Here is a 26,797-nt window from a genome sequence, read left to right on the forward strand (position 1 = left end):
CTACCCAATCAAAAACTGCTGTAAGGCTGGTTTTAGGGCAAATATTCGATAATTTTTTGCAGTAGCTCATCAGCATCAACTGTCTTTTTCAGAAAATCGGATGAACCAACCATTTTGGCCCTAATGCGATCGATTATTCCCGAATTACTGGTTAAGAAAATGATCGGTGTGTCAGTAAATTCTGGATACCTTCGTAGTTGGGCGCAGAGATCGTAACCACTGATTTTTGGCATGACGACATCTAAAAAAATCAGATCGGGTTGACGGTTAATCAAAGTAGCTATAGCCGTCAAAGGATCGTTGATCGCAATAAATCGATAGCCCGCCAGGCTGATAATTTGCTCCATCATGTGAGAAATCATTAAGCTATCATCGATACAGGCAACTAAGGGACGGTCTTGATGATTATAATCCTTATTCGAAGCGGAAATTAGCTCGAGTAAATCAGGAATATCAACTAAACCAAAAATTCCTGATTGAATATACGGTAAAAGAGAGCAAACCATTTGTAAAGGAGACGTTCTTAACTGTACCGCTAAATCTCTCAAAGTTCTATTGCCATTAAGTAGCTTACACAGACTTGGATAGGCAGAAATTGAAGTTTTTTGCTGAAGTTGCTGAGGCTGCAAGATTATAGGGGCTTTATTTGGCGGTCGATCGGCTATCTGAGCCTCTGACCAACTTTGCCAAACTTGTTGAGTCTGACTAATTAACTCTTCAGATTCAATCGGTTCTATTTTTGGCGGCAAGATGTTGTCTTGATTGAGGCGACAAATTATTTGTCTAGTCTGAGTAAGATCGAAGACAATTTCGCCTAGGGCAAAGGCGATCGCATTTCTTCCCTGTTGCGCGGTAATAATCTGCTGTTCTACCCAGTAAGATATTTGTTCGTATTCCCAGATATTATCTCTTAGGTCAGCTTTTCGTTCGGTGAGTTCTTCTTGCAGACTAGATAATTGAAACGGTATTTGAGGCAGGTTAGAAATTAAGTTTCTTTGCCAACGGCGAATTGGATGCGCTCCTCCGGTACCATAGACAATGCCACCTAAATAAAGGTATAAATGCCATTCATCTCCTTTAATTGGATCGCTAAAGGTCAATTTTCCGCTTACCTGCGCCTGTTGTAACGAGGTAAACAACTTAATTTGCTTTGGGGCAGTGAATTCTCTGATGATTAGGTTGTCAGAAATAGTCCTGGCACTCATTGGCTTATACTCCTTTGTTTGAGGAGATTGACGATTTGTGTATTAGCTTGAGGAAATTGATATCGATCCATTTGGGCTGGTTCTACCCAGTGAATTTCTTCAGATTCAAGTGGTTGTGGTTCTCCACTCACGTGCTGGCAGTCGTGAACATATATGGTCACGTTAAATGTTTTATAGGCATGAGTAATGGTTGTCAAGCGTTCGCCTACAGATATTTCTATATCTAGCTCTTCTTTGATCTCTCTTTTAATACATTCTTCTATAGTTTCTCCTGCTTCGATTTTTCCGCCGGGAAACTCCCAAAGTCCTCCCATTTCTCCCTCAGATTTGCGGCGATCGATCAGAATTTTTCCCTGCTGATTGTTAATAACGGCTACTCCAATCTTCTTATGCACAATAGAAGATGATGTTGATGGCATAAATAGTTTTACGTTCGTATTGTCTTGTAGATTAATTTATATTGATGGCCATGGCAAAGCAACCCCATGTTATTTTGATGGAGGTTGCCCACATTAATAATTAGATTTGCCGTTAAGATTCTTAATTATTTGTCGGATATTCCTAACCAAGATTCTTCAAAGCTCATTCTTTGCTCTGCATTACGGAGAAAATAACCGCTCATCATTGCCGATGCCAATAAACGTCCCAAGCTTTCACGATTGGTTTCGATCGCTACATCAAAATTTTCTCTGGGCAAGTTACCTAATAACCCCGTAATGTTATGTTCGATAATTTGAAAAACCTCTTGAGATTCTGGCTTGGAGAGTTGAGCGATAGTATCTGGACTGAGAGATTGAACATAATGCCATAGTGAATTATGATCTTGGCTGTGCTTAAAGGCGTTTTGGGAAATATTCTCGTTTTTCACTTTTTTACCCTCTTGATTGGAATTATTTAAAGCTGCCAATCATAGTTGATTAACGCTCACAGATTACTCTATTTATTTAATCATTTTAAGATTAATTAGCGGTTACGTAGAACCGAACTACTACCGCAGAGTTTTCCGCTCAATTCACTATTAACTAACTTTGCTGATGCAGTCGCCCCAGGCGTAAAACGTCACCCAAAGGTCTATTTTCTTGGTTTTATGGTAACAAATTGCAGTCTTCAATGGTATATCCGTAGATGTATCCGCTATAGACACCTTCGGACGATGCCCTAAAGGATAAGCTTCGAGACCGAAGGGAATCCTTTAGGGCAAATGCTTTAGCATACCGCTCCGAGACCGAAGGGAATCCTTTAGGGCATATGCTTTAGTATAAGCGGAGCGTCCGTCCTACGCGTCGCGAAGCGGCTTGCCCTAAAGGACTCCTAAAGGATACACCTTCGGATATAACTTCGTGTCGCACTTATCGCATTGAGTGTACCCGATATTGGCTGACTTTAGGCAGAGGTATTACTCATTACTCGGGAAATGGAGGCGGAATTCAACAGCAGCTTGCCTAATCGATCCCCAATGCACTCAAGATTTTAGCTAGCAAGATACTCACGAATTGATATTTTCCGCTTACGCAATTTAGACAAAGCTTCTCGCTCAATTTGTCTAACTCGCTCACGACTGATACTAAGACATTCCCCTATTTTAGCCAAGGTCATTGGCTTACCATCAGCTAAACCAAATCTCAGACAAATTACCTCTCTTTGTTGAGGCGTTAAATCTGCCATCAGCTTTTCTAAGTCTCTTTTGAGAGAGGAAGTCGTGGCATAATCTTCAGGAGACTGTCCCGAATCTTCGAGCATATCGCCAAGCTCAGTATCGTTATTATCGCCGACTCTAACGTCTAAAGAAATTGGCTGACGAGATTTTTCTAGGTAATCTCGCACCTGCTTAGGCGTAAGCTCTAACTCTTGGGCTAACTCAGTGATAGTAGCAGTTCTACCTTTCTGTTGCGCGAGTTGTCTTTGAGCTTTCTTAATTTTGTTGAGCTTTTCTGTAATGTGAATTGGCAAGCGAATGGTACGACCTTTTTCGGCGATCGCTCTAGTGATTGCTTGGCGAATCCACCAGTAAGCATAGGTACTAAAACGATATCCTTTGGTAGGGTCAAATTTTTCTACTCCTCTTTGCATCCCAATTGTTCCCTCTTGGATTAAATCCAATAGATCGAGGTTGCGCTTGAGATACTTTTTGGCAACGGAAACTACTAAACGCAAGTTTGCCTCTACCATTTTGCGTTTGGCTGAATCTCCTGCTTCAATTGCAGCAAGTAGCTTATTTGGGCTAATTTGAGCAGCTTTAGCCCATTCTTCAACAGTTGGTTCTTCGCCTAGTTCTTCGACTAGAGATTCTTTGACCTTGGTTAAAGCGATCGCTTTCTGCACTCTTTTGGAATATAGAATTTCTTCCTCATGAGTTAGTAAAGGAACGCGACCTATTTCTTTAAGATAGCTTCTAACTAAATCGTTAGATTTTTGTGCTGTTTTCATGACGCGGTTGGCTATGAGATGTTGATTGTGTAAGAAGAAAATTCTGTTTTGTCAAAACCCAGAGTTTTGTAAGGATCTGTGTGTACTTATATTAAAAAAAGTTAGCTATGTTTCAAAATGTTACGCTGTGGTGTAACTTAACTTCTGCTTACATCTTAGCTCCAATGGTCGATAACAGCTCGTTATTAAGCATTTTCATGGAATTAAACTAAACCCTTAATCTCACTCTTTAATCTTTACAATACACGATTTTCGTTAACTTCTGTAAATTTTTATTAGATATCCGAGTTAATTTTTGATTTGGCTCTATCTGGTACGAAGCTTTGCTACTCAACATCATACAGACAAGACACGGTTCAAAATGCAACACTGATGACAAATTGACCAACGGTCCGTGCCGTCTCCGTCGTTTTATATGCCCGTGCATGATATGCCCGTGCATGATTCACGGATAAACCGCACTCCGCCCTTCGGTCTCGAAGCTTATCATGCACGGACTAGCTTCGCGTGACGCGAACTTCTAATCCTTTAGGACGCGGAGCGGTATTTTTTAGGACGGCGGAGTAATCTGTGACTCCGAGCGGATTTTTCAACTAATTTAAAGAGCGATTAGAGATTGGGACATTCAGACTGTTACTTTGACTTCAAACCGCAATTGAAAATACTCTTGAAAATACTGTTGATTTTTGGTTGGTCTCGATACCAACTTAAGCTTAAAATGTTTGTTATCCTAATTAATTTTGGTAAATTGAAGTTGGTTTGTTTAGTCAACAGCCGCACTCAAGATCGAGCTGGTTTGAACCAAAAAAGCGATCGCTCGCCATCTGAAGGCAATTAAATTCATAGTTCAATTACATTCCTCTACTGAAAATATTACTATATCAATTGGGTTGATAAAGCTGTAAAAATAATTAAGCGGAGACGAGAACTCTTATTAAAGAGGATTAGAATCTATGAAAACACCTCAAGTTGCTGCCTTTGGTTCTTGGAAATCTCCTATAACCTCAAATTTAATAGTTTCGCAAACTATCGGGATCGGTGGTATTGCAGTTGAGGGCGAAAAAATCTACTGGGTGGAAAACCGCCCTCAAGAACAAGGTAGAAATTTAATTGTTGGCTATCACAATCAGCATGAGCAAAATATCACTCCTGCTCCCTTTAGCGTTCGTAGCAAAATACATGAATATGGCGGAGGGGCTTTTGTTGTCGAACAAAATACAATTTATTTTTCTAATTACCAAGACGGTAGAATTTATCAACAGGTAATAGGCAAACAGCCTAATCCACTAACTAACAAATTACACCAACGCTATGGGGACATAATAGTAGACCAAGACCGAAATCGCTTAATCTGTGTCTGTGAGGATCACCAGGCTGATGCTGAAGCTAATAATAATATTGTAACTATTAATATTAGTACTGGCAGAATCCAAAATTTAATCGCTGGCAGTGATTTTTATTCTTCTCCTCGTCTAAGTTCTGATGGTCAACAGCTAGCCTGGCTGAGTTGGGATCATCCTAATATGCCTTGGGACAGTACCTATTTATGGTTAGCCAAGATCGACGCAAACGGCTTGCTCTTTGAACCCAAGATTGTTGCTGGGGGAAAGGCAGAATCGATTTGCGAACCAAAGTGGGGTAGCGACGGTACGCTATACTTCTGTAGCGATCGCACTAACTGGTGGAATATCTATCGACGCAATCGAGATGGTCAAGTCGAAATTTTACACGAAAAGGCGGCAGAATTCGCCTATCCTCATTGGGTGTTTGGCTTGTCTACCTATGCTTTAGTCGGAAATGAGCGTCTGGTGTGTGCTTATTCGTCGGAGGGTTGCTGGCATTTAGGCATAATTGACCTCAAAACTAAACAGTTTAAAGAAATTAAAACCAGATTTACTAATCTTGGCGATCTTCAAAGTAGTAGTAGTGGTTTTGTTGTCTTCATCGGCGGTTCACCTACAGAAGCTACCGCAGTAATTAAGTTAAATTTGGATACGCAAACACAACAAGTACTGAAGCGGACAGGAGATCTTAAGATTGAACCTGGCTATCTGAGCTTGCCAGAAGCGATCGCCTTTCCCACAACAGATGATTTAACTGCTTATGCTTGGTACTATCCCCCTCAAAATCAAGACTATATTGCATCACCTGGAGAGCTTCCCCCTTTGGTGGTCAAAAGTCATGGTGGACCGACAGCAGCAGCTTCAGTGGATTTAAACCTGCGAATTCAGTATTGGACTAGTCGGGGATTTGGCTATTTGGACGTTAATTATGGTGGCAGTATTGGTTATGGTCGTAAGTATCGTCAAAGACTAGATGGCAAGTGGGGCATTGTTGATGTGGATGATTGCGTTAATGCTGCTAAATATTTGGTCGATCAAAGACGGGTAGATGGCGATCGCTTAGTAATTACAGGTAGCAGCGCAGGAGGATATACTACTCTGGCAGCTTTGACTTTTCGCGATACCTTTAAAGCAGGGGCAAGCTACTATGGCGTAAGCGATTTGGAGATTTTAGCCAGAGATACTCATAAATTTGAATCTCGTTATCTGGATGGTTTAGTCGGCAAATATCCTGAACAGCGAGCTATTTATCAAGAGCGATCGCCAATTTACTTTACCGAACTTTTGGATTGTTCCGTAATTTTCTTTCAGGGTTTGGAGGACAAGGTAGTTCCGCCCAATCAGGCAGAGATGATGTTTCAAGCGATTAAACAGAAAGGTTTACCCGTGGCTTATATATCTTTTGAGGAAGAAGCTCATGGCTTTAGAATTGCGGACAATATCAAAAAGGCTCTAGATAGTGAATTTTATTTTTATGCTCGTATCTTTGGGTTTGAGCCAGCCGATCCAATTGAACCAATAGAAATCATTAATTTAGCTTGAAAATTTTCAGCTCTCTTCTATTTAGCTCAAGTTAAAAATAGTTAAAATATGTCGATCAACCAGGTGTTTTTGTACGTACCAAATATTATTGGCTATCTTAGATTTGGGCTTTATTTAGGCAGCTTTATTGGTCATAGTTTAGGAAACTGGCAATTGTGTATTGGCCTATATGCGATCGCCTTTATTTTAGATGAATTCGATGGTCGTGCTGCTCGTGCCTATAACCAAAGCAGTAATTTTGGTGCAGCCTTAGATATGGTGGCCGATCGTTCTGCTACTGCGGGCTTGTGTTTGATTTTAGCCCAGCTATATCCGAATTATTTATTAGCTTTTATTGGCGCGATCGCTCTTGATATTAGCAGCCATTATTATCTAATTTACGCTACGGGAATGCTAGGGAGAGCCAGTCACAAGGATTCTGCCAAGTGGTCAACTAATGGGCTGCTTAAACTATATTACGGCAGTAAATCGTTTATGGGTTTATTAATTGCAGGTAATGAGCTTTTTTATATTTTGCTTTATCTTAATTTTTACCTGGTTGGACTGAGCTTTAGCTTAACTGGTTGGCATATAAATCTTTGGCAATTATTGCTTATATTTTGCTTACCTATTTACCTATTGAAACAAGCAACAAACGTTTTACAGTTGCAAGCTTCGGCTCAAGAAATAGCCAAATTAGATTTAATTCAGAGCCAAGAATATAAACCAGCGATCGACGAATAATCTTGGTATTTCGATGTGCGGGGTAAATAAGAAGTAGACCTTCTATTTACTCCGCCTCGCTTAGTAGTTAATCCAGTGCTTCTAAATAGAAACCTTAGCGATCGACTAAAGCATATTGAACTGCTCACCAGTGACAATATCAGCACTACTGCCATTGGTAATATTGATATCGTTCAAGGTAACTTGTTGACCAAAAATATCTGTCACTAACAAATCTTGTTTCCCACTTATACCACTACTATTGGTGACAAAACGGTTATCAGAGCCACGAGTTAATGGTTTGCTACCGCCGCCTTCTGTCAGCAAATCAACGCTTTCAATCGGGTGACGATGATTGTTTAGTCTGACAGCACCGTAATTAGGATTAGATTCGGCAATTCCTTCTACGACAATACCTTGACCAATAGTGTAGCCATAGGGAGTTTTAAAGTTATTGCCTGGACTAATCAATTCGTATTCGATATTTACTATGCCATCAACAGGATCGGCAACTTGAGCAAATGCTTCCCCGCTCAAATCCAAGCCATCGGCACGTTCAACCAAATGGTCAGAAACCTGAACTACAATCGGAGCGTCTCCTGCTCTTTGTTCTGGTCCAGATACTTTTAAGAAAGCTCCACTAGCTTCCGAGCCATTCCACTGCACATTGTTAATCGCAGTAATTCCTTCTAAAGCGGCTCCCGTAAGATTATCATACCCTGAGTTGCCTTTGCCACCAGCGGGGTTGGCTGCATCGTAGAAGGTAGCTCGTCCTTGATAAGTTTTATTTAAAGCTAGATTGTTATCTAAACTAGGATTTGAGTCGGTATAAATGCTGTCGCTACTGCTAGGGCTATCAGACGATCCTTGGATATCAAAGTTTTTTGGAGCGGAGCCATCACCATTACTAGTAAAGTTGACGGTGACAGTTTCGCCAGCCTTGATTTCTCGATTCCAAGATTCATGTTCAATAGTGTAGCGTCCGTTATCTTTTCCTACTATTTCAGCATTCGAAATTTCGGTGATTTGATCTGATAAATTGAACTTTAAATCCCAACTATCTAAATTGCTGTCACTATTGTTGGTGATGTCAATTTTTCCTTGTTGAATATCACCCCAATCTTCTACGAGTGAATAATCAACATTTATATTTTCAATCGGCATATAGTCAAACTCCCATAGGAAAGTCAGTCGATACACTGCTAAAAACCTAAGGAACGGCCAAGTAACTTTAAGTTATTAGTTGCGAATCGAGTAACTTTTTTTACATAATCACAACGGTTACGTAAGTTAGCAAGAAGAAGTAAATTTACAGAAAAGCTACAAAATAAAGTATTTAATTTAATCTGTCTACTGATATAAATGTTGTTAATTCAATAGTCAGATTTCTTTGTGCAGATTTTTCTTGGGCGATCGCTTAATGAACAGATCGAGATGTTCGATCTGGCTCCAGAAGACCAAAAGCATTGCTACTTCTGATAACTAGATTGAGAATTATTATCGAAACTCCCAAGAACCGAAAACATAACGGATCAAAACGATTAAGACATTTCTTCAAGACTATGAGCAAGGTAAACAAACAGGTAGAGATCAGGGGTAATTCTTACCCAACTTAAGTTTGGGCGATCGCTCTTTCAATTTAGCCTTATGTTCTTATTGTTTATTTCGATATTCCAAACGATGCAATCAAACTACTTTGTGAGTTTCAACGAGGAAATAAGATGCTGGTAATTAAATATAAATTAAATATAATCAATCATAATACGTTGAAAACGAGAATCAAAATGATGCTTTTTCTTTTGGTTACACTTGCTACACAAGACTTGTAGGTTGCTGATATCGTTACTTCCTCCCTTGGCTAAAGGAATAATGTGGTCAATATTTAGTTGTGTTTCTAAGTTGCTTTTACCACAGCTTTGACACTGATAATTATCGCGTTGCAATACATATTCTCTAACGGATTGAGGTAGGTTAATACGTGGTGTTTGAGACATTGTTAAAGATACGTTGGAACATCGCATTTAAGGCAAGGGCAAATCGTGCGATCGCCCTTACGAGATTTATCTATTTAAACCTAAGATATGCTTTGACGAATATCATCTAAAGAGTTGTTATTTTGCAGTACATTGTCATTTTTGATTTCTTCTGGTTCATCAGGACAAAACTCTAAGATTACTCTCATTCTCACCTTGCCTTTTTTCCATTCTCCAGACTGAGGTGTTAAAACTTCAGCTTCAACACCTTGATGCCAAGTACCATAATGAGGTGGAGTTCCTAAACCAGCTTGTTTTAATTTTTCTGACAACTCATTAAGCACTAAATTTATAAAGAATCTGTTTAAACTTTCCATAAACTTGCTGACTCTAAATGTTGTCCCATTATTAAAAGAAACAACTGCACTAGAGTTTTCATGCTCTAACTGTTGAAAATTTATTTCTGAGTTCAGATTAATAATTAAGATAAATTTGTGTAAATAGAAATAGTAGTTCTATTGATTTTCTTGTCTAATATCATCCAGAATAGATTCTGATCGATCGGGAACAAACTGTAAACAGATTTTGATTTTACCTTTTTGCCAGTTTTGATTGGGAGATAACATTTTACAAGGTACTCCTTTATCAATCCATTTTTCTTTTTTGTTGCGATCTATATAATCTCCTAAGCGGTCTAAAAATTCTTCTGCTTTATATGTATGATGATTGAGTAAAACATTATCATCTTTATTATAAATTGAAATTACTTCATCGCCATTAATAAATTTATTTCTTTCTTCCATTATTAACTGCTCCCTAGTTTGTAGTATCTATTTGTTTACGGATGTCATCCAAAGAATTCGTGTTTTTATTATTTTCAACTGCATCAGGTTAAAACTGAATTACGAATTTAATCTTTCTTTTTTGCCAACCTTGATATTCACCGTTTTGTCTTAATACCTCACAGTCAATATGCTGTTCAAAAATCTCTTTATTACTTACGCTTGTATTGCTCTCATCAACATAAGTTTTGTAATCATTACATAGTTGCTCAACTCGTAATGTATCACCGCAGATAAACCTGCCTTCATCATGTTTAAATACAGAAATAACATCATCACGGTTTAAAATTTCTAAATCTTTACTCATAGTTAACTTACCTCACTATTATTAATAATTATCTCGATCTAATTCTTGACGAACATCATCAAGAGGCGATTTTTCTTCAGCTTCATCGGGAATAAATTCTAAGGTAACGTTTATTTTTATTTTCCCTTTTTGCCACCCTTTAGAACCAGCTCTTAATATTTCACATTCTTCTCCTTCATGAAACCAGAGTTTAGTATTTCCCAAACCAGAAATAGAAGAAATATAATTGATAATTGAAGTTAATCCATTAGACTGATTAAAGGATTGTTCAATAACATCTTTTATTTTTTTTACACTAATCCATTTATCAGAGTCTAGGGAAATAACATCTTTTGAATCACATTGATTTAAATGTTCATTAGCGTTTACTTGTAAGTCATATGTTATTTCGTATTGATGAGGTTTTGCCATGATTTGTCTTATTTAATTATTAACTATATATCTGTCGTAGCAGTTACCGAATCGGAATGACTGTGACTTCCGTTGTTGTTAGAAGTTTCGGCTTTGGATTCAATCTCGATCGCTATTTCTCGATTAATAACGGGTAATTGATGTTGAGATAATTGCAGCGATCGCAAGCAATCATTTAACCCATTTACCGCCTGGTTATACTGCTTTATTTCTTGTTCTACCTCTAGCTGTAATTTTTGGTTGTGGGCAATTTTAGTAATAGCTTCTTGTTCTAAAGTTTGTTCTAAAAATGCTCTGGCTTGAGGATAATACTGTAAAATTTTATCTGCTTGTTGTTGTGCCATCGGCAGCAAATGTGTCTTGATTGTTTGGTTAATTGTCTGACGGAAATTACGGCGAATTGTCGTTGAAACTTTTGGTTCAAAATCTAACTTTAATAGTTGACGGATAGCAGGTTCAGCTTCTACCATGCTGGCGCAGTCATATCCTTGAGAAGTTTGCTGTAGCGTCTGACGAAATTGATAGATTGAAAATGTTCCTTCATCGTAGAAGCGGGGGCTTTCCCTAACGTATCGATCGCATTCTGTTTTGGCTTCACTAATCAAAGCATGAATTAACTTGGCTTCTAATTCATCAATCTGTTCTAAAATACCAGTGTCTTCACCCAGTAAGCGATCTAATTGACGATAATATTCTTGTTGTTTAAAGCGATCGCACAGACGCTGACAAAAGTTTTTCACCAAAACTTCTGATGCTTCAACTAATGTCACCTCTAACTCATTAGCTAGGTGATACAAAGCCTCTACCAAGACAGCAATTAAAGGTGCAGTTGCATTACGGGGATGAGATAAAGTAGCGCGACTATAGGCATCCTGTACGGAAAAAGTTTGTAGCAGTTCATCAAGATGGCTTACCATCTGCGCTTTAAGTTTTTGGAAGTCTGATTCAAATTCAGAATCTTGATTATTTACTACCGAATTAACTTCTTGTTCTAAATGCTGCGAGAATTCTTTGCCTATTGTCTGTAACTTCTGATTGAGTAGGGTCAACTCCTGAGTTTTCATTGCCTCAATCTCTTGGGGTTGATTAGTCAACTCTTGTAACTGCTTGAGGTAATGCTGTTTGAGATCGCTACAGATAGGCTTGAGATCTTCAGCCAAGTTGGCAAATAGCTGAGGGCGTTTTTCCTGGGTTAGATAGCGGGTAATAGCACTACGAAATTCTTCTATCCCACTATCAGCAATTAACTGTTCGATCAACGGCGTACCAAATTCACTTAGAATGCGAGTATAGTTTTCATTGGGTGTCTCGTAGCTATGAACTGATACTCTAAAGCTAGTGCGAGTAAGCTTACCACCAGTACAGTATTTATTAAATTCACTCACAAACTGGGGCGTTTCTTCTTCACCACCAACTAATTTAACGCTGTCGGCAAATACGGAATCTAAACCAAAACGATCGCTACTACTGGTAGACTTAACCTGACTACCATAAAATCCTAATAAACCACTGGTTTTATATACTCGCTGACTATCTTTAAACTCAGTTTGAATTAGCCGATCCAATAGTTTACTTAATTGTCCGCCGTACCAAGTCTGATCGATGCGGTTGAAAACATAAAACACGCGTAGCGAAGCCATGCCGTAGGCTTATCGCGTATGCCCATGTGGGACTTCATCTTTTCTAGCAACTCGGTTTCTTCGGAAGTTATTTCTCCAGCCGAAGCTGCTTTAAGCACACAAATCACCGCCGAAGTATCGGGATGTTCGATTTTACTGTAGGTAAGTTCGGCATCTTTTTTAACAGGTGCATCAATACCTGGCATATCAACCAGTACATTACCATCCTGTAGAAGGGGATGATGACAGTAATATTGAACCCTAGTTAGTACGGCACTATTACTACCCCGTCGGGCATAAGTAGCTGCTTGGGATAGATTAGAGAAATTAAATTCCTCCATTGAATAAGTATTATTTTTATTAGCATCGAGGCGATCGCGATTAGCTTCAAATCCCTGTAATAGCAACGCCAAAGCATGAGCCTTTTTTGCCCGATCAGACTTACTCGCGCCACCCTCTTGTTCGATGATTGCCGCGCAGGCTTGATGAAGCAGATCGATGATTTGTGCTTGAGTAATATCATCGGCTGATAATCCTAAATGCTTACATAAGCTAGCAGCTTGTTGCTTAATCTCTGCTTCACTCAGGAAAGTTAGAACCACTCTTTCGGCTTCTGGTTCGGCATATTCAATGTAGCATTCTGTTCCTGTAGCGTGTCCTTCCGCACTGTAAAGCAATTCCCGTTCTAATAGTGCATTAATCAACATCGATTTTCCTGCACTAAACGCGCCTGCAAAAACTATTTCAAACTTTGGGGCGATCGCTTTGGCTAAAGATGCTTCTGCAACTCTAATCTGTTGATTTATATTCGATTTTGGTACTAAATCTAAAATTGCGTTGACGTTATTTGACAACTCAGAACATTGATGAGGAAGGAGCATATATCTAGATAAGTTAAACTACTAAATCTAGAGTTCCCTGGTACTAATTTTAATGATCGATCGCATCGCTTATTTTTTATTTTGTTGAAGTAGCGATCGCATTAATCAACGGTTGCAAAATCATAAGTTTTTTCATGTATCAATGCGTTAAGACAACTGCAAAGTCAACTGGATATCTGACTAAGATCCGATTATAGACTTATTACTCCTCGCTATTAACTATGACTACGGTAACTAATCCGACTCAGCTTAACTCTGGTATTGGCGGTAAAAGCGATCGCTATAATTGGCATTGGCAAGGAAAAAAATATCAAGTCGTTTACGAAACTATCGGACAAGGAAACCCTGTATTATTACTTCCTGCTTTTAGTACGGTTTCTAGTCGCACAGAAATGAAGGGTATTGCAAACATACTCGCTACTCAGTATCAAGTTACGGTTTTAGATTGGTTGGGTTTTGGCGAGTCGGAATGCCCTCGTGTAGATTACAGTCCAGTTTTATTTCAGCAATTATTAGCAGATTTTGTCGAAGCAGTTTTTAATCGTCCAATTATCTTAATTGCTGCTGGTCATGCTTCAGGATACGCTTTAAAACTAGCAAAACTACCAGGTATTGTATCTAAAGTTATTTTAATCGCTCCTACTTGGCAAGGCCCTTTAAGAGTTATGGGTTTACCCGATGGGATGAGAAATGGGGTTAAAAACTTAGTGCGATCGCCCTTATTAGGACAAACTCTGTACTATCTCAACACTACTCCTTCTTTTCTGCGCCTAATGTATAAACGCCACGTCTATGTAGATGAGACGAAACTAACTCCCGAATTTATCGCCCAAAAACAGCAAATTACCTCGAAAAACGGTGCAAGATACGCCCCTGCTGCTTTTGTCACTGGTGCGATCGATCCTGTGACCAATAGAGAGGCATTTTTACATCTTTTATCCTCTGTATCTATTCCTGTATTAATCATTCTGGCGGAAAATGCACCACCTAAATCGAAAGCGGAAATGAGCTCCATGGCAGAATTAGAACAGATGCAAACAGTTAGATTAAATGGAACTTTAGGTATTTATGAAGAATATTCTGAAGCAGTAAGTGAAGCGATTCAGAATTTTATTTAGCGATCGCCCTTGGTCTTCCTACGGTTTTGCATATAGTGTAGTGATTAAAATGGATCGATCATTTACATTTCTCTTTTGACGTTTAAGAAGTAAACTCAGCCAACTTGTCTTCTAATTCCTTAATCTTGGCTAATAAAGGACTAGTTATTGCTGCTACTTCTGCTTCGGAATACTTGAGCGGAATATGTTGAGGACAATTCCAACTCATTGCCTCAATGGTAATTATTATGCCTCGCTCGACTTGGGCAGGATAATCTGGCATGGTTAATTGAGCTAGCAATTGTGGATCTTGATCTACTATTTTGGCTCGTCCCCAAATCTTTAAACGACGACGGTGAGCATAATCCATTAAGAATAAAAAGACGCGATCGCATTCAATGAGATTACCAACACTAATATATTGCAAATTGCCTTTAAAATCGGCAAAACCCAAAGTCTTTTTATCAATAATCTTTAAAAACCCTTTTGCTCCTCCTCGAAACTGAATATAAGGATAGTTATTACTACCAATAGTTCCTAAATAAAATCCATCTCTTGCTTGGATAAATTCGCTTTCTAGCTCTGTTAAAATATCTTCGCTAATATCTTGTTGAGCAAAGTTTTCATAAATTTTGCGCGACCCATAACGAGTTTGGGCAGTTTTTACTCCTGGAGTAAAAGCAATTTCCGTAAATTTTTTCCTCATAATATTATCCCATTGATTTTTTAGGCTGTAATTCCAGGCATAGCTATAAATCTCGGTAATTGTTTAAGGCGATCGCACCAAGCTAAGATATTTGAATAGGGTTCGAGAGAAATTTTGCCATCGGCTGCCAAAGCTACATAAGGAAATACGGCAATATCTGCAATCGTCGGATGTCCTAATTCTAACCACTCTCTATCTGTTAGATGCTGCTCTAGTTGCTGAAGCATAAAAGTAGCTTGTTGGGTGGCAAATTCAATATTGACGTATTGAGCGTTAAATAGATGAAACCTGCGAGCAAATTCTACTCCCTGACGAATTTCACCTGCACTTGTTGACAGCCAGCGCACAATTCGACTCCAAGATTCTGCTTCGGTGGGTAGCCAGGTTCGATCTCCATATTGCCGTGCTAGATAAACTAAAATTGCTTGAGCATCAGGAATTATTTTATCGCCGTCAATTAAAACAGGAATTTGTCCTAAGGGATTGAGTTGTAAAAATTCAGCAGATTTATGTTCCTCTGCCATCAAGTCTACAGGTACAAGCTCATACTCTAAACCAAGTAAAGCTAGCAACAGTCTGACTTTATAACAGTTGCCAGATAATTCCAGGTTAAAAAGTTTAATTGTCATGATTAAATTTTGTACCGAACGTTTGGTCAATAAATTAACTGTACCGATTGTTCGATAAAATGTCAACAGTAACCTCAAATATTGATTTATGTCCCAGTATGTCTAAAGAACAAGCTATCGCTAAACTGATTCCCATTTTTAGACAATATGGTTATGAAGGAACTACCCTGTCAATGCTGGCTAAAGCCACAGGTTTAGGGAAAGCCAGTTTGTATCATCATTTTCCCCAAGGCAAAGAAGGGATGGCTGCTGCGGTAATCGACTACATTAATTGTTGCTTTAGGGATACAGTCTTAAAACCCTTAAAAAATCAGGATAAACCTGCCAAGAAAATTCATAAGATGTGTCACAGTCTGAAAGAGTTTTATCGCAATGGCAGAGATGGTTGTTTCTTAGCAATTATGTCTTTTGGAGAAGCTGACAATTTATTTCATGCTCAAGTCAAGCAGCGACTTCAAACTTGGCTCGATACTTTAGCTCAGGTACTAATTGAAGGAGGTATTGAGCCAGAAATAGCCAAGTTGCGATCGCAAAATGCGATTATGCAGATTCAAGGAGCATTAATTTTAGTCAGAATTTTAGATGATACCGCACCATTTGAACGAGTAATTGCCAATCTTCCAGAGGAATTGCTTTCTGTTTCTAAGCTTTGAATTTTTTTGGACGACGGTTTTCAACTATACGTCCGTAATCTAATCCAATAGATAAATTGGCCGATCTTCTAAATAAGCTGTCAATAAAACAAGTCTTTTCTCTGCCCTTAGGATAATTTAATAACAGAAGAGAAAAAAGTAATTGTAAAATTACGTAGGCGATCGCCGCAATTGTAATACTATTTATATAGCCTATTAAAAAAGGTTAAAATTGATTTACTAATAAGTTTAAAAGTGGAAACTTTTCCCAAATTCCTCCTTGCTCAAACCAAAATAAAATTTCTCCCCCCTCATAGTTGAGGGGATAGAGAGAGCAAAATTAAGCTTTAAACTTCTCGGTAATCCGTTTCATTGCCTCGTTAACGTTTTCCCGACTATTAAAAGCAGAGATACGAAAATAGCCTTCCCCTGCTGCACCAAAGCCCGATCCAGGTGTCCCGACTACGTTACAGCTAAACAGCAATTTATCAAAGAAGTCCCAGCTAGATAAACCATTGGGAGTTTTTACCCAAACATAAGGTGCATTTGTGCCACCATATACGTCAATTCCTGCTGTGGTAAGCTGTTCGCGGATAATTTTGCCATTTTCTAAATAAAAGCTAATTAACTCTTTAATTTGTGACTGTCCCGCTTGAGAATAAACCGCCTCTGCACCTCGTTGGACGATATAAGACACACCATTAAATTTAGTCGCCTGACGACGATTCCAGAGTTGCCACAGCTTCACATCGGAACCATCAGTTGCTTTACCCATTAAGTTTTGGGGAACTACGGTAAAGGCGCAACGAGTTCCTGTAAAGCCAGCATTTTTCGAGAAAGAACGAAACTCGATCGCACAGTCTTTTGCCCCTTCGATCTCATAGATGGAGTGAGGTAAATCTGGATCGGTAATATAGGCTTCGTAAGCTGCATCATACAGAATTAATGAGCCATGTTGTTTAGCGTAATCTACCCAGGCTTGGAGGTGTTCTTTGGTAGCGGTTGCACCTGTAGGGTTGTTAGGAAAACAGAGATAGATTAAATCTACTTTTTCACTGGGAATTTCCGCAGTAAAGTTATTATCCGCACTGATCGGTAAATAAACTAAACCTTCATACTTACCGTCTTTGGCTTCCCCTGTATGTCCTGCCATCACGTTAGTATCGACATATACGGGATATACAGGATCGGTAACAGCAATCTTGTTATCATTGCCAAAAATATCGAGAATATTACCGCAATCGCACTTAGAACCGTCTGAGATAAAGATTTCGGACGCATCTATCTCACAACCGCGGGATTGAAAGTCATGTTGAGCAATTTTGTCTCTTAACCAGAGATATCCCTGTTCTGGGCCATATCCTTTAAAGGTGGCGCGATCGCCCATTTCTTGTGTTGCTTTAATTATCGCATCACGACAGGCAGCAGGTAAGGGTTCGGTGACATCTCCAATCCCTAGCTTAATGATTGGTGCATCAGGATGATCTGCCGCAAAAGCACTGACTCGACGGGCAATTTCAGGGAACAAATACCCTGCTTTGAGTTTGAGATAATTATCGTTTATGGTTACCATTGATTCTTTGCTACAAACGCCACTTATAAAGCTTACTGTTATCTGGCAAGTTTGGATCGCGTTTTTTTTGCAGCTATTAGCTATTAGCTTTAGATTTCCTCACAAGCTTAGATAGATCTTTTGTTTAGAAATTTGAATTTAATTTGTTTCAGAAAAATCTTATTCGCTATTTCTTCTTCTTCGCCACATTTTATCAAGCGTCATTGGAAGCCAAATAGGCGAAGATATGATTGCTAATATGAATGATAGAATTGCCACAATTAACCAGACTATAACAAATAGGTAAGATTGTGGTTTTCCCCTGGTTGCATAGCCCATTAATTTGCCCATCAAACCGAATTTATCCCAAGGTGGAATAGAGGTTATATTTTGTAGTGTAGATTCCATTCGATCTAAACCTTCATCAGACATTTGAGCAGCATGAGAAATATACGAATATAAAGGATCGTTCTCTGTTATATCTAATTCTTTCGCTAGTCTAAATGATTGCTGCTGCGCTAAAAATCCTTCACGAACTTTACCGTTAAAAGGATAGACAAAAGCAAGTTCAAACAAAGTATATATTTGATATTTTTTATCTTATGTTTCTCGATAGATAATTAGGGCTGTTTCATAATTAGTTAGTGCTGGTTTGTACTCTTTTAACTGAGCATAAGCTTTTCCTCTTAAAAAGAAAGCATAACCATCGCGATCGCTATTTTCAATAATATAGTCTAAATTATTGATTGCTTCTCAATATTGCTGTTGCTCGATCTGCACTTTAGCTTCCTGAATTAAGCGATTATATTCTTCTGAAAAATAGTTGTTTTGTTGAGACATAGTTTCTTAAACTTTAAAATAAAACGCGCAAATTAGCCTACGCGAGTGCATCTTATAACTCAATTATAAATATCGATTAAATTTAATCTATGTTTGGATATTAACTCAGTAAAACTTCGCTGATCTTTCCTGCTTCTACTGCTAAAATTTGCGAGTCTTTAATCCAATCGTGATTAAAGGTATCGATATGGGTAGTAGTAATAATAGTTTGAAAGCGATCGCCAATTACTTCTAAAAGCTGTTTCTGACGATTAGGATCTAGTTCTGCTAACACGTCGTCTAGCAGCAATAGGGGTGATTCTCCCACGACTTCTTCAATTAGTTTTAATTCGGCTAACTTTAAAGCTAATACTAGGGTGCGCTGTTGTCCTTGAGAGCCATAATAACGAGCAGGGGTTTGGTTAATCGTAAACTCAATCTCATCGCGATGCGTCCCCACGACGGTTTTTCCCTGGTATTGTTCGATCGTACGACGCTCTTCGATTTTATTTAAAAAAGCCTGCTGTACTTTAAGGGGATCGTCTTCTGTCCACTCTACATTAGGAAGATAGTTAATTTCTAACAATTCCGTTTCGCCACTGATGCGCTTGTGCCAAAATTGAGCAACAGGAGCTAGTCTAGCTATTATTCTGGCACGCCGACGCGCCACTCTAGAACCCGCTGCTGCTAGCTGTTCGTCCCATAATCTTAGCTCTGGTTCATCGTCTTTTGATTCTGTCGAATTCTCTTGATTCTGTCGAATCTTCTTGAGCAAAGCATTGCGCTGTTTTAATACTTGGTTGTACTGCTGCAAAATACTGGAATATACAGGCTCTAATTGAATTAATAAGCCATCAATCCAGCTACGCCGCGAGTCTGGCGCACCTCTAACTAAATCTAAATCTAAGCTGGAAAACTGTACTGCATTGAGTATCCCCAAAAAATCTAATTGACGGCGCAGATTTTCTCGGTTTACTGCTACAGTACGTCTTCCCTGCTTACGGAATACTATACTTAATTCGCTAGTCCCATAAGTACGTTCAACTGTTGCTCCAACTTGACCTATACTGGCAGAATCTAAGACCAATTCGCGATCGCGAGTAGCACGATGACTTTTAAGACTAGCAAGTAGCTCTACTGCTTCTAATAGGTTCGATTTTCCTTGAGCATTATTACCAACTAAAATTGTTTTCTGAGCTGTAAACTCTATCTGGCGATCGACATAATTGCGAAATGAGCGCAGATGCAAACTTTTTAAATACATTTATTAGCCAAGATGAAGAACAGAATTTCAGTTACTTAGTTACCAGCGAATAACAGACTTATCTTCCCTCATCCTTTTAAGACTACTCTCCTACAGAACTAGAGGCAAATGTTTGTTTATCTACCTCAGCTAGCTTTTCTTTATCCTTACGACGTTTTTTTGCATAAAGCTGGATACTTGCGACCATGGTTAAAACTAAGCCTGCTACCAGCCAAGTAGTGGCATCTAAGGGTAAATTATTTTTAAATACTGCCAACAGTACTATTAATACTAGTAAAATTGTTGGTGCTTCATTTAAAGCTCGAAACTGTTGTCCTGTCCACTGACATTCCCCCGCAGCCAGTTTTTTCATGATGCTTTTGCAAAAATGATGGTAGCCAATCAGCAAAATGACAAAAGCTAACTTGATATGTAGCCAGGTAGATTTGAGAATTTCTGGTTCAGTAGAAATCAAACCAATTGCCATCGCCACCGTCAAGATCATTCCTGGAGTGGTAATAATACTATAGAGACGTTGCTCCATTATTTCATACTGCTTTTTAAGAATGCTGCGTGCAGGTTCGGGTTCTTGTTCTGCTTCTGCATGATAGACAAACAGTCGCACTAGGTAAAACAGTCCTGCAAACCAAACTACAATTCCGATTAAGTGAAACGCTTTATACCAGTAATAAGCCATAAAAAAATATCTTGATTCAAAAATTCTTCCTTATGTAAATGAAGTGTATATTTTCTCGCGTCACGCATTACAACTACGCAATAAAATTTTAAGGAATTGTCTGACTTTTGGGCAGAGCGAGCAATGAGATAACGGGACTGGCCAGATTTGAACTGGCGACCTAGCGCTTCAGATTGGTGTGAGTTTCCCCACTCTCTGGACTATTCCTTCACCCTAGGTAATTTACCTTTAGGTGGTGGCCGTTATGTTGCAGACAGTTATGAATGCCGATTAGATTTGGCTAGTTCTGTTCCTGTTTTTAAATCTGCAACCAGTCTCTGCACCTTCTCTACCAGGAATTATAGAGCTTGGCTCAAGATTACCTTGATTGCGTCCTGCAACTTTAGGCTTCCTTGAATTTGACCACATTCATCCATGAAGTTTCCCTCATGATGCCCGATGCTTCAGGAGGCGCTTGCTCTATCCTACTGAGCCACAGCCCCTTGTTTATCTCAAAGACACTCCATCACTAACATAAACTAAGACTACAAAGCCAAAACGAGCCGTGATATTTATGTATATAAAACTTTACTAGATTAATAAATATTGCAACATCGTTTCATACTTCTATTATCTAAAAGAAATAAATTTATCATCGATCCAGACAAATACATCAAAAATTCAGGAGAAAAAATGACTTATTTAACTTTATTAGCTGCTGCTCAACTACCTCATACCGTATCTTGGAGTCCCAAAGTAGCTATTGTAATGATTGCCTGCAATATTTTCGCGATCGCCTTGGGTAAACTTACAATTAAATATCAGAATGCTGGTCCTCAATTGCCTTCTCCCGCTTTATTTGGTGGGATGGGAGTGCCTGCTTTGTTAGGTACTACTAGTCTTGGTCATCTTTTGGGTGCTGGGGTAATTTTAGGACTAGCTAATGCTGGCGCACTGTAATATCTAATATTTTTAAAGTTAGTTATCAAGGATTAGTTGTTTGGCTTGGTCTTCTAGCAAAACAATCGATTAATTGCTAGTCTGAACTACAAACTTCTAATCCACTTATTTAATCTTGTAAGCAATATCGTTGTCTGAACTATCTCTTCAGCTTCAGGCACATAGACGCTATTTATAAGGTTTTGTCTTCTTGGTAATTTGCAATTAATCGATTGTTTCGCTCAAAAACGTCTATCCCTTCAATTTCCATATTGCCCAGAATAGCTTAAAACTCTACTGTTTTCAGACGGAATGTAAATTAGATATTTTCGGGGATTATCATCAATACTAAACAAGAAAAGTGGTTTTCAGGGATTTCTCGTATTTACAGGCTGGAAAAACAAGAGTTATTTTGTAGGTTAGTTTGTTATGTAAATTACAGCTAACACGTACTTGTCTAGTTAAATAAATTAATTTATTAATAGCTCTATTGAATTACATCTCTTTTAAAAAAACTTAAATTAAACTTATATTCGCCAAATTGATCAAAGTCGTACGAACTAAGATGATATTTTTAGCTACCAGCTGAGGAAACAGTTTTGAGTTTATTTTCTCAAGAAAAAGCCAATAATTCACTATCAATATATTGGTACATAATTGCTGGTGGATTAAGCAGTTTTGTGATGGTATTTTTGATCCACAAAAGTTTGCCGCTTAACAGTCAAAAAGCTCAAAAATATCATCGTGATATTCAAACAGCTCAACAGGAAGTATTTGAGTTAGAAAAGTATATCATTAGAAGCCCGTCTTCATTTTCAGAAGAGCTAGGGGATAGTATTAGTTCACAAATTGATACTGTCGATGCAGCTACTCAAGCTTTGCAAGAAATACCTGACTTTTTGACTCGACAAAAACAAAATAGTTTAAAAAGTCAGTTAGAAACCCAAAAGGAATTATTAATTTCTCAGCTTCAATCTATAAATCTGCTAAAAAATGCCAAATCAACATTCAATCAATCTTGTTTACGTATACCTAAGCTGAAAAATAAAATAGTTGAAAATCCTGAAATATTTGGTAGTAATATTGTTGCAGGAAGTGAATTGTTGGTGTTGAGCGATGATTTATTGGCTAATTCTCTTAAATATTGCCAAAATTCTGAGGAAGATTTAAAACTAGCTATTGAAAACAATCTTGAGCAAATCGAGCTGATTTTTCGACAACAGCCAATCAGAAAAAATAAACTTATTATTACCGAATTGATTAATTATAGTACAAAGATTTTAAACCAAAATCAAGTAATTGATGCTATCTACGCTCAAATTCAATTAGAATCGATAAATAAACAGCTGCAAGCAATAGAAATAGACTATCTCGACCAGTATCAAAAACAATTACAAAAAATCAATAATTATCGTTTAATAGGTTTCTTATTATTTTTGTTGATTGTCGTATTTATCGCTTATAAAATTATCGGCAATTTAACCCGAACTAATCGTAATATTGTCAAAATACTCGAAGGTTTTACCAAGGAACTAGAAACCAAAGTAGAGGAAAGAACTGCTCAGTTGGAAGAAAGTATCGAAAATACAGAAATTTCTCTGGCGCAGGCGCAGAATGCTAACAAAGCTAAAAGCAGATTTTTAGCAAACATGAGTCATGAATTACGGACACCTCTTAATGCTATTTTAGGGTTTACTCAATTAATGACTCGTGATGCCTCTATTGGTCTTGAACAACAAGAAAATCTCAATATTATTAACCGTAGCGGAGAACATTTATTGAGATTGATTAATGACATCTTAGAAATGTCAAAAATAGAAGTAGGACAAATAACTCTCAATGAAAGTCAGTTTGATTTGCATCTAATGCTAAAAAGCATTGAAGAAATGTTGCGTTTAAAAGCAGAGTTCAAAAGTTTAAATCTGTCCTTTAATATAGCTAGCAATGTACCTAAGCAGATTTATACAGATGAAGGAAAACTGCGTCAGATCGCGATCAACTTGCTAGGTAATGCGCTTAAATTTACCGACAAGGGGACAGTTACTTTAACGGTTGAAGTAGAAGATAACCTCGAATTTCTATTTTCTGATACTTGTTCTTTATTTTTCTCCGTTGAAGATACTGGGCTTGGCATTGAGTCAGAAGAGATGGAGAAATTGTTTACTCCTTTTGAGCAGACCAAAATCGGGCGTGTTTCTAATGAAGGAACAGGTCTAGGTTTATCGATCTGCTATAAATTTGTCGAGCTAATGGGTGGAGAACTGAAAGCAAAAAGTACTGTCGGTCAAGGCAGCGTTTTCTTCTTTAATATTTTAGTTAGAGTACAGGATACGTCTGCTGCCCAAATAGTTAGACCAGCTGAAATCCAACAGCGAAAAATTATTGGTTTGGCGACAAATCAGGATAAGTATCGTATTTTGGCGGTGGATGATGTAGAAGTTAGCCGTTTGTTACTAAAAAAACTATTAACAGGAATTGGTTTTCTGGTAGAGGAAGCGGGAGATGGTCAACAAGCTTTAGATCTCTGGCAGACATGGCATCCTGACTTGATTCTAATGGACATGAGAATGCCGATCCTTGATGGTTATGAAGCAACCAAAAGGATTAAATCTCAAGCCCAAGGCAAAGAAACGGTGATTATTGCTCTGACAGCAAGTGCATTTGAAGAAGAGAGAGTCGTAATTTTATCGGCTGGCTGTGATGACTTTATGCGTAAGCCGTTTCACGAAGCTGAACTATTGGAAAAAATCGGTCAGTATTTAAATGTTGATTACCTTTACGAAGATACAGTTGATGTGTCTTTAGAACAGGAATTGCTGCTAGAAGAATTGACCAGAGAAAGTCTGTCTGTTATGCCATCACATTGGCGATCGCAGTTATACGAAGCAGCAGCTCAAGTTGATAATCAGGAGATATTCCAGCTTTTAACCGAAATTCCCGATGAATACGAATCTTTGGCTAAGAGATTAGAAGACTTGGCAGAACAATTTCGCTGTGACAAAATTATTGACTTAGCTAAATCTTCTGATTAATGAACATATTCCCTTTGGAACAAACCAAAGCCAAAATTTTAGTGGTAGATGACAAACCTGAAAATATTCATCTACTTTCTGATGCCTTGAGCAATCAGGGATACGATATCAAAGGGGTGGTTAACGGAACAATGGCTTTGATAGTAGCTAATACGGTAATCCCAGATTTAATCCTCTTAGATGTTGTGATGCCTGGCTTAGACGGCTATCAAGTTTGTGAACAGCTAAAGGCAAATGAAGCAACCCACAACATTCCCATTATCTTTTTGAGTGCTAGTAACAACTCAGTAGATCGCATCAAGGCATTAAGTGCTGGTGGAGTCGATTACATCAACAAGCCATTTCAAATCGATGAAGTACTGCTGCGAATTAGAAACCAGTTAAAGCTCCAGGCTGCTCAAACAAAGATCTTAAAGTTCAATACTGAATTAGAGCTGCGAATCCGAGAGCGCACGGCTCAGCTAGAAGCAGCTAATCAAGAATTAAAACAGGAAGTAAAAGAGCGTCGGGAAGTCACGAAGCTGCTGCAAGAAAGCGAAGAGAAACTAGAGAGTATTCTTAACTCTTTAGAAGAGGTGGTATGGTCAGCCGATGTAGTGACTAGCAACCTGCTGTTTCTCAATCCAGCAGCCCAAAAAGTTTATGGTCGTCCAGTTGAAGAGTTATTGGATAATCCTGACTTACGTTTAGAGTCAATTCATCCTGAAGATCGCGATAGCGTCAAATCATCCTTAGCTAATTCCTTAAACCAGCTCAGCGATCTTGAATATAGAATTTTGCAGCCTAACGGTGAAATTCGCTGGGTATGGGAACGCAGTCGCTTAATTTTCGACGATACAGGAGCAGCCAGCCGTAGAGATGGCATTATCAGCGATGTTACCGAACGCAAGAAAATTGAATCAGAACTAAGTTACGAAGCCAAGCATGATTCGTTAACCCATTTGCCCAACCGTTCTGCTTTTGTCGAGCGAGTCGAACAGGCACTCTGGCAAAGCCAAAAAGATCCTGAATATTTATTTGCGGTTTTATTTATCGATTTAGATCGCTTCAAAATTGTCAACGATAGTTTGGGTCATTTAGTTGGTGACGAACTATTAATTACCGTAGCTCAAATCTTGTCTGACTGTTCTCGCGATCGCGATTTTGTCGCTCGTCTGGGAGGTGATGAATTTACCATTTTGCTCCACCAAATTCAAGCTGTCGCAGAAGCTAATGCGATCGCTCAAAGAATTAAAGAACAGCTAGCTATACCCTTCTATTTGCAAGGTCATACTGTTTTTACTAGTGCCAGCATCGGTATTGTGGTGGCTGACTACAAATATCAAGACAGTGCTGAAATTTTACGAGACGCAGATCTGGCAATGTATCGTGCCAAATCTCTGGGGAAAGCAAGACATGAAGTATTTCATCAACAGATGTATGCTGAGACAAAACAACTATTAGAAACCGAAAACGACTTACATAAAGCAATTTTACAAGATCAGTTTGTGCTACACTACCAGCCAATCGTCTCTTTAAAAACTGATACGCTACACGGCTTTGAAGCCTTATTGCGCTGGAATCATCCCACTAAAGGTTTAGTTTATCCTAACAAATTTATTCATGTTGCTGAAGAAACAGGATTAATTGTCGCGATCGGCGAATGGGTCTTGAAAGAAGCTTGTCATCAAATGTGTCTGTGGCAAAGCAAATATTCTGGTGCAGCTAACTTAAAAATTAACGTGAATATTGCCAGCCAACAAATTAAAGATCTTAATTTTTTAGATATTTTAGATCAAACTATGGCCAATACAGGATTCTCAGGTCGCTCTTTGCATTTGGAAATTACTGAAACTACTTTGATGGATTACAAACCAGAGACAATTTATTTGTTCCAACAAATTAGGGAAAGAGAAATCAAATTAAACATTGATGATTTTGGCACTGGTTATTCCTCTCTACAATATTTAAAACGCTTTCCGATTAATGTGCTGAAAATCGATCGTTCATTTATTCATGGAATGTTAAACGAACGGGAAAACTTGGAAATCGTTAAGATGATTGTTACTTTGTCTCGAACTTTAAAAATAGATATTGTCGCTGAAGGAATAGAAAATTTAAACCAGCTTAAGGTGTTAAAGGCTTTGAATTGCAAACTCGGTCAAGGATATCTTTTTTCTAAGCCACTAGATCGAGAGTCTGCCGAGCTACTAATTGAGCAATAATCTACAGTACCGCGAA

General features: G+C 38.4%; 25 protein-coding genes. 7 read left to right on the top strand and 18 right to left on the bottom strand.

Features of this window, described 5'->3' with window-relative positions:
* Window positions 1-32 precede the first annotated feature (32 nt).
* From V6C71_25270 to V6C71_25285, 4 genes are all read right to left on the bottom strand, one after another.
* Entirely contained in the window at window positions 33-1,205 is a 1,173-nt protein-coding gene (locus V6C71_25270; GenBank protein ID HEY9771768.1) for a response regulator, read from the bottom strand.
* Window positions 1,202-1,624 carry an 8-oxo-dGTP diphosphatase MutT gene (mutT, locus tag V6C71_25275; protein ID HEY9771769.1) on the bottom strand — a complete coding sequence of 141 codons (423 nt, stop codon included), beginning with the start codon at window positions 1,622-1,624 and terminating at the stop codon, window positions 1,202-1,204. Before mutT ends, V6C71_25270 begins: the two co-directional genes overlap by 4 nt.
* A gap of 125 nt (window positions 1,625-1,749) precedes the next feature.
* Entirely contained in the window at window positions 1,750-2,073 is a 324-nt protein-coding gene (locus V6C71_25280; GenBank protein HEY9771770.1) for a DUF760 domain-containing protein, read from the bottom strand.
* A gap of 602 nt (window positions 2,074-2,675) precedes the next feature.
* Window positions 2,676-3,632 (bottom strand): RNA polymerase sigma factor, RpoD/SigA family, encoded by a 957-nt coding sequence (locus V6C71_25285; protein ID HEY9771771.1) that lies wholly within the window; start codon window positions 3,630-3,632, stop codon window positions 2,676-2,678.
* 953 nt (window positions 3,633-4,585) lie between these two features.
* Between V6C71_25285 and V6C71_25290 the strand changes: the two genes are divergently transcribed.
* Complete coding sequence (locus tag V6C71_25290; GenBank protein HEY9771772.1) at window positions 4,586-6,517, top strand: prolyl oligopeptidase family serine peptidase; 1,932 nt, start codon at window positions 4,586-4,588, stop codon at window positions 6,515-6,517.
* Window positions 6,518-6,565: 48 nt separating this feature from the next.
* A complete protein-coding gene (locus V6C71_25295; GenBank protein ID HEY9771773.1) occupies window positions 6,566-7,240 on the top strand; it encodes a CDP-alcohol phosphatidyltransferase family protein in 675 nt (224 codons plus the stop codon).
* 105 nt (window positions 7,241-7,345) lie between these two features.
* Here V6C71_25295 and V6C71_25300 read toward each other — a convergent pair whose 3' ends face one another.
* From V6C71_25300 to V6C71_25335, 8 genes are all read right to left on the bottom strand, one after another.
* Window positions 7,346-8,383: an expansin EXLX1 family cellulose-binding protein gene (locus V6C71_25300; protein HEY9771774.1), complete on the bottom strand. Its 1,038-nt coding sequence runs from the start codon at window positions 8,381-8,383 to the stop codon at window positions 7,346-7,348.
* Between the two features lie 578 nt (window positions 8,384-8,961).
* The gene (locus V6C71_25305) at window positions 8,962-9,213 is read right to left on the bottom strand and encodes an HNH endonuclease (protein ID HEY9771775.1); all 252 of its coding nucleotides are present in this window, start codon (window positions 9,211-9,213) and stop codon (window positions 8,962-8,964) included.
* A gap of 80 nt (window positions 9,214-9,293) precedes the next feature.
* Window positions 9,294-9,536 carry a KGK domain-containing protein gene (locus tag V6C71_25310; GenBank protein HEY9771776.1) on the bottom strand — a complete coding sequence of 81 codons (243 nt, stop codon included), beginning with the start codon at window positions 9,534-9,536 and terminating at the stop codon, window positions 9,294-9,296.
* Between the two features lie 171 nt (window positions 9,537-9,707).
* Window positions 9,708-9,995 (bottom strand): KGK domain-containing protein, encoded by a 288-nt coding sequence (locus V6C71_25315; GenBank protein HEY9771777.1) that lies wholly within the window; start codon window positions 9,993-9,995, stop codon window positions 9,708-9,710.
* Between the two features lie 88 nt (window positions 9,996-10,083).
* Window positions 10,084-10,341: a hypothetical protein gene (locus tag V6C71_25320; protein ID HEY9771778.1), complete on the bottom strand. Its 258-nt coding sequence runs from the start codon at window positions 10,339-10,341 to the stop codon at window positions 10,084-10,086.
* Between the two features lie 21 nt (window positions 10,342-10,362).
* Entirely contained in the window at window positions 10,363-10,752 is a 390-nt protein-coding gene (locus V6C71_25325; protein ID HEY9771779.1) for a KGK domain-containing protein, read from the bottom strand.
* 23 nt (window positions 10,753-10,775) lie between these two features.
* Window positions 10,776-12,392: a dynamin-like GTPase family protein gene (locus V6C71_25330; GenBank protein HEY9771780.1), complete on the bottom strand. Its 1,617-nt coding sequence runs from the start codon at window positions 12,390-12,392 to the stop codon at window positions 10,776-10,778.
* On the bottom strand, window positions 12,326-13,252 hold the full coding sequence (locus V6C71_25335) for a dynamin family protein (protein ID HEY9771781.1): 927 nt from the start codon (window positions 13,250-13,252) through the stop codon (window positions 12,326-12,328). Before V6C71_25335 ends, V6C71_25330 begins: the two co-directional genes overlap by 67 nt.
* A 221-nt stretch (window positions 13,253-13,473) precedes the next feature.
* Between V6C71_25335 and V6C71_25340 the strand changes: the two genes are divergently transcribed.
* Window positions 13,474-14,370, top strand: a complete 897-nt coding sequence (locus tag V6C71_25340) for an alpha/beta fold hydrolase (GenBank protein HEY9771782.1) — start codon at window positions 13,474-13,476, stop codon at window positions 14,368-14,370.
* Between the two features lie 82 nt (window positions 14,371-14,452).
* Here the strand turns inward: V6C71_25340 and V6C71_25345 are convergent, their stop codons facing one another.
* Together V6C71_25345 and V6C71_25350 are read right to left on the bottom strand one after the other, a co-directional pair.
* Complete coding sequence (locus V6C71_25345) at window positions 14,453-15,055, bottom strand: pyridoxamine 5'-phosphate oxidase family protein (GenBank protein ID HEY9771783.1); 603 nt, start codon at window positions 15,053-15,055, stop codon at window positions 14,453-14,455.
* Window positions 15,056-15,075: 20 nt separating this feature from the next.
* Window positions 15,076-15,684, bottom strand: coding sequence for a glutathione S-transferase N-terminal domain-containing protein (locus tag V6C71_25350; protein HEY9771784.1), 609 nt, complete (start codon window positions 15,682-15,684; stop codon window positions 15,076-15,078).
* 98 nt (window positions 15,685-15,782) lie between these two features.
* Between V6C71_25350 and V6C71_25355 the strand changes: the two genes are divergently transcribed.
* On the top strand, window positions 15,783-16,337 hold the full coding sequence (locus tag V6C71_25355; protein ID HEY9771785.1) for a TetR/AcrR family transcriptional regulator: 555 nt from the start codon (window positions 15,783-15,785) through the stop codon (window positions 16,335-16,337).
* Between the two features lie 319 nt (window positions 16,338-16,656).
* On the opposite strand, the gene V6C71_25360 is transcribed toward V6C71_25355, so the two are convergent.
* The 4 genes from V6C71_25360 to hemJ all read right to left on the bottom strand — a co-directional run bounded on the left by V6C71_25360 (window position 16,657) and on the right by hemJ (window position 20,627).
* The gene (locus V6C71_25360) at window positions 16,657-17,889 is read right to left on the bottom strand and encodes an LL-diaminopimelate aminotransferase (protein ID HEY9771786.1); all 1,233 of its coding nucleotides are present in this window, start codon (window positions 17,887-17,889) and stop codon (window positions 16,657-16,659) included.
* 159 nt (window positions 17,890-18,048) lie between these two features.
* The gene (locus V6C71_25365; protein HEY9771787.1) at window positions 18,049-18,444 is read right to left on the bottom strand and encodes a hypothetical protein; all 396 of its coding nucleotides are present in this window, start codon (window positions 18,442-18,444) and stop codon (window positions 18,049-18,051) included.
* Window positions 18,445-18,808: 364 nt separating this feature from the next.
* Window positions 18,809-19,951 (bottom strand): DNA replication/repair protein RecF, encoded by a 1,143-nt coding sequence (gene recF, locus V6C71_25370; GenBank protein HEY9771788.1) that lies wholly within the window; start codon window positions 19,949-19,951, stop codon window positions 18,809-18,811.
* 82 nt (window positions 19,952-20,033) lie between these two features.
* Window positions 20,034-20,627, bottom strand: a complete 594-nt coding sequence (hemJ, locus tag V6C71_25375) for a protoporphyrinogen oxidase HemJ (protein HEY9771789.1) — start codon at window positions 20,625-20,627, stop codon at window positions 20,034-20,036.
* 672 nt (window positions 20,628-21,299) lie between these two features.
* Between hemJ and psaK the strand changes: the two genes are divergently transcribed.
* The 3 genes from psaK to V6C71_25390 all read left to right on the top strand — a co-directional run bounded on the left by psaK (window position 21,300) and on the right by V6C71_25390 (window position 26,781).
* Window positions 21,300-21,566 (top strand): photosystem I reaction center subunit PsaK, encoded by a 267-nt coding sequence (psaK, locus tag V6C71_25380; protein ID HEY9771790.1) that lies wholly within the window; start codon window positions 21,300-21,302, stop codon window positions 21,564-21,566.
* A 578-nt stretch (window positions 21,567-22,144) separates the two neighbouring features.
* The gene (locus tag V6C71_25385) at window positions 22,145-24,577 is read left to right on the top strand and encodes a response regulator (protein ID HEY9771791.1); all 2,433 of its coding nucleotides are present in this window, start codon (window positions 22,145-22,147) and stop codon (window positions 24,575-24,577) included.
* Window positions 24,577-26,781 carry an EAL domain-containing protein gene (locus V6C71_25390; GenBank protein HEY9771792.1) on the top strand — a complete coding sequence of 735 codons (2,205 nt, stop codon included), beginning with the start codon at window positions 24,577-24,579 and terminating at the stop codon, window positions 26,779-26,781. Before V6C71_25385 ends, V6C71_25390 begins: the two co-directional genes overlap by 1 nt.
* The last annotated feature ends 16 nt before the right edge of the window (window positions 26,782-26,797 follow it).

Origin of the sequence: Coleofasciculaceae cyanobacterium (assembly GCA_036703275.1) — a bacterium.
Classification (GTDB): Bacteria; Cyanobacteriota; Cyanobacteriia; order Cyanobacteriales; family Xenococcaceae; genus Waterburya.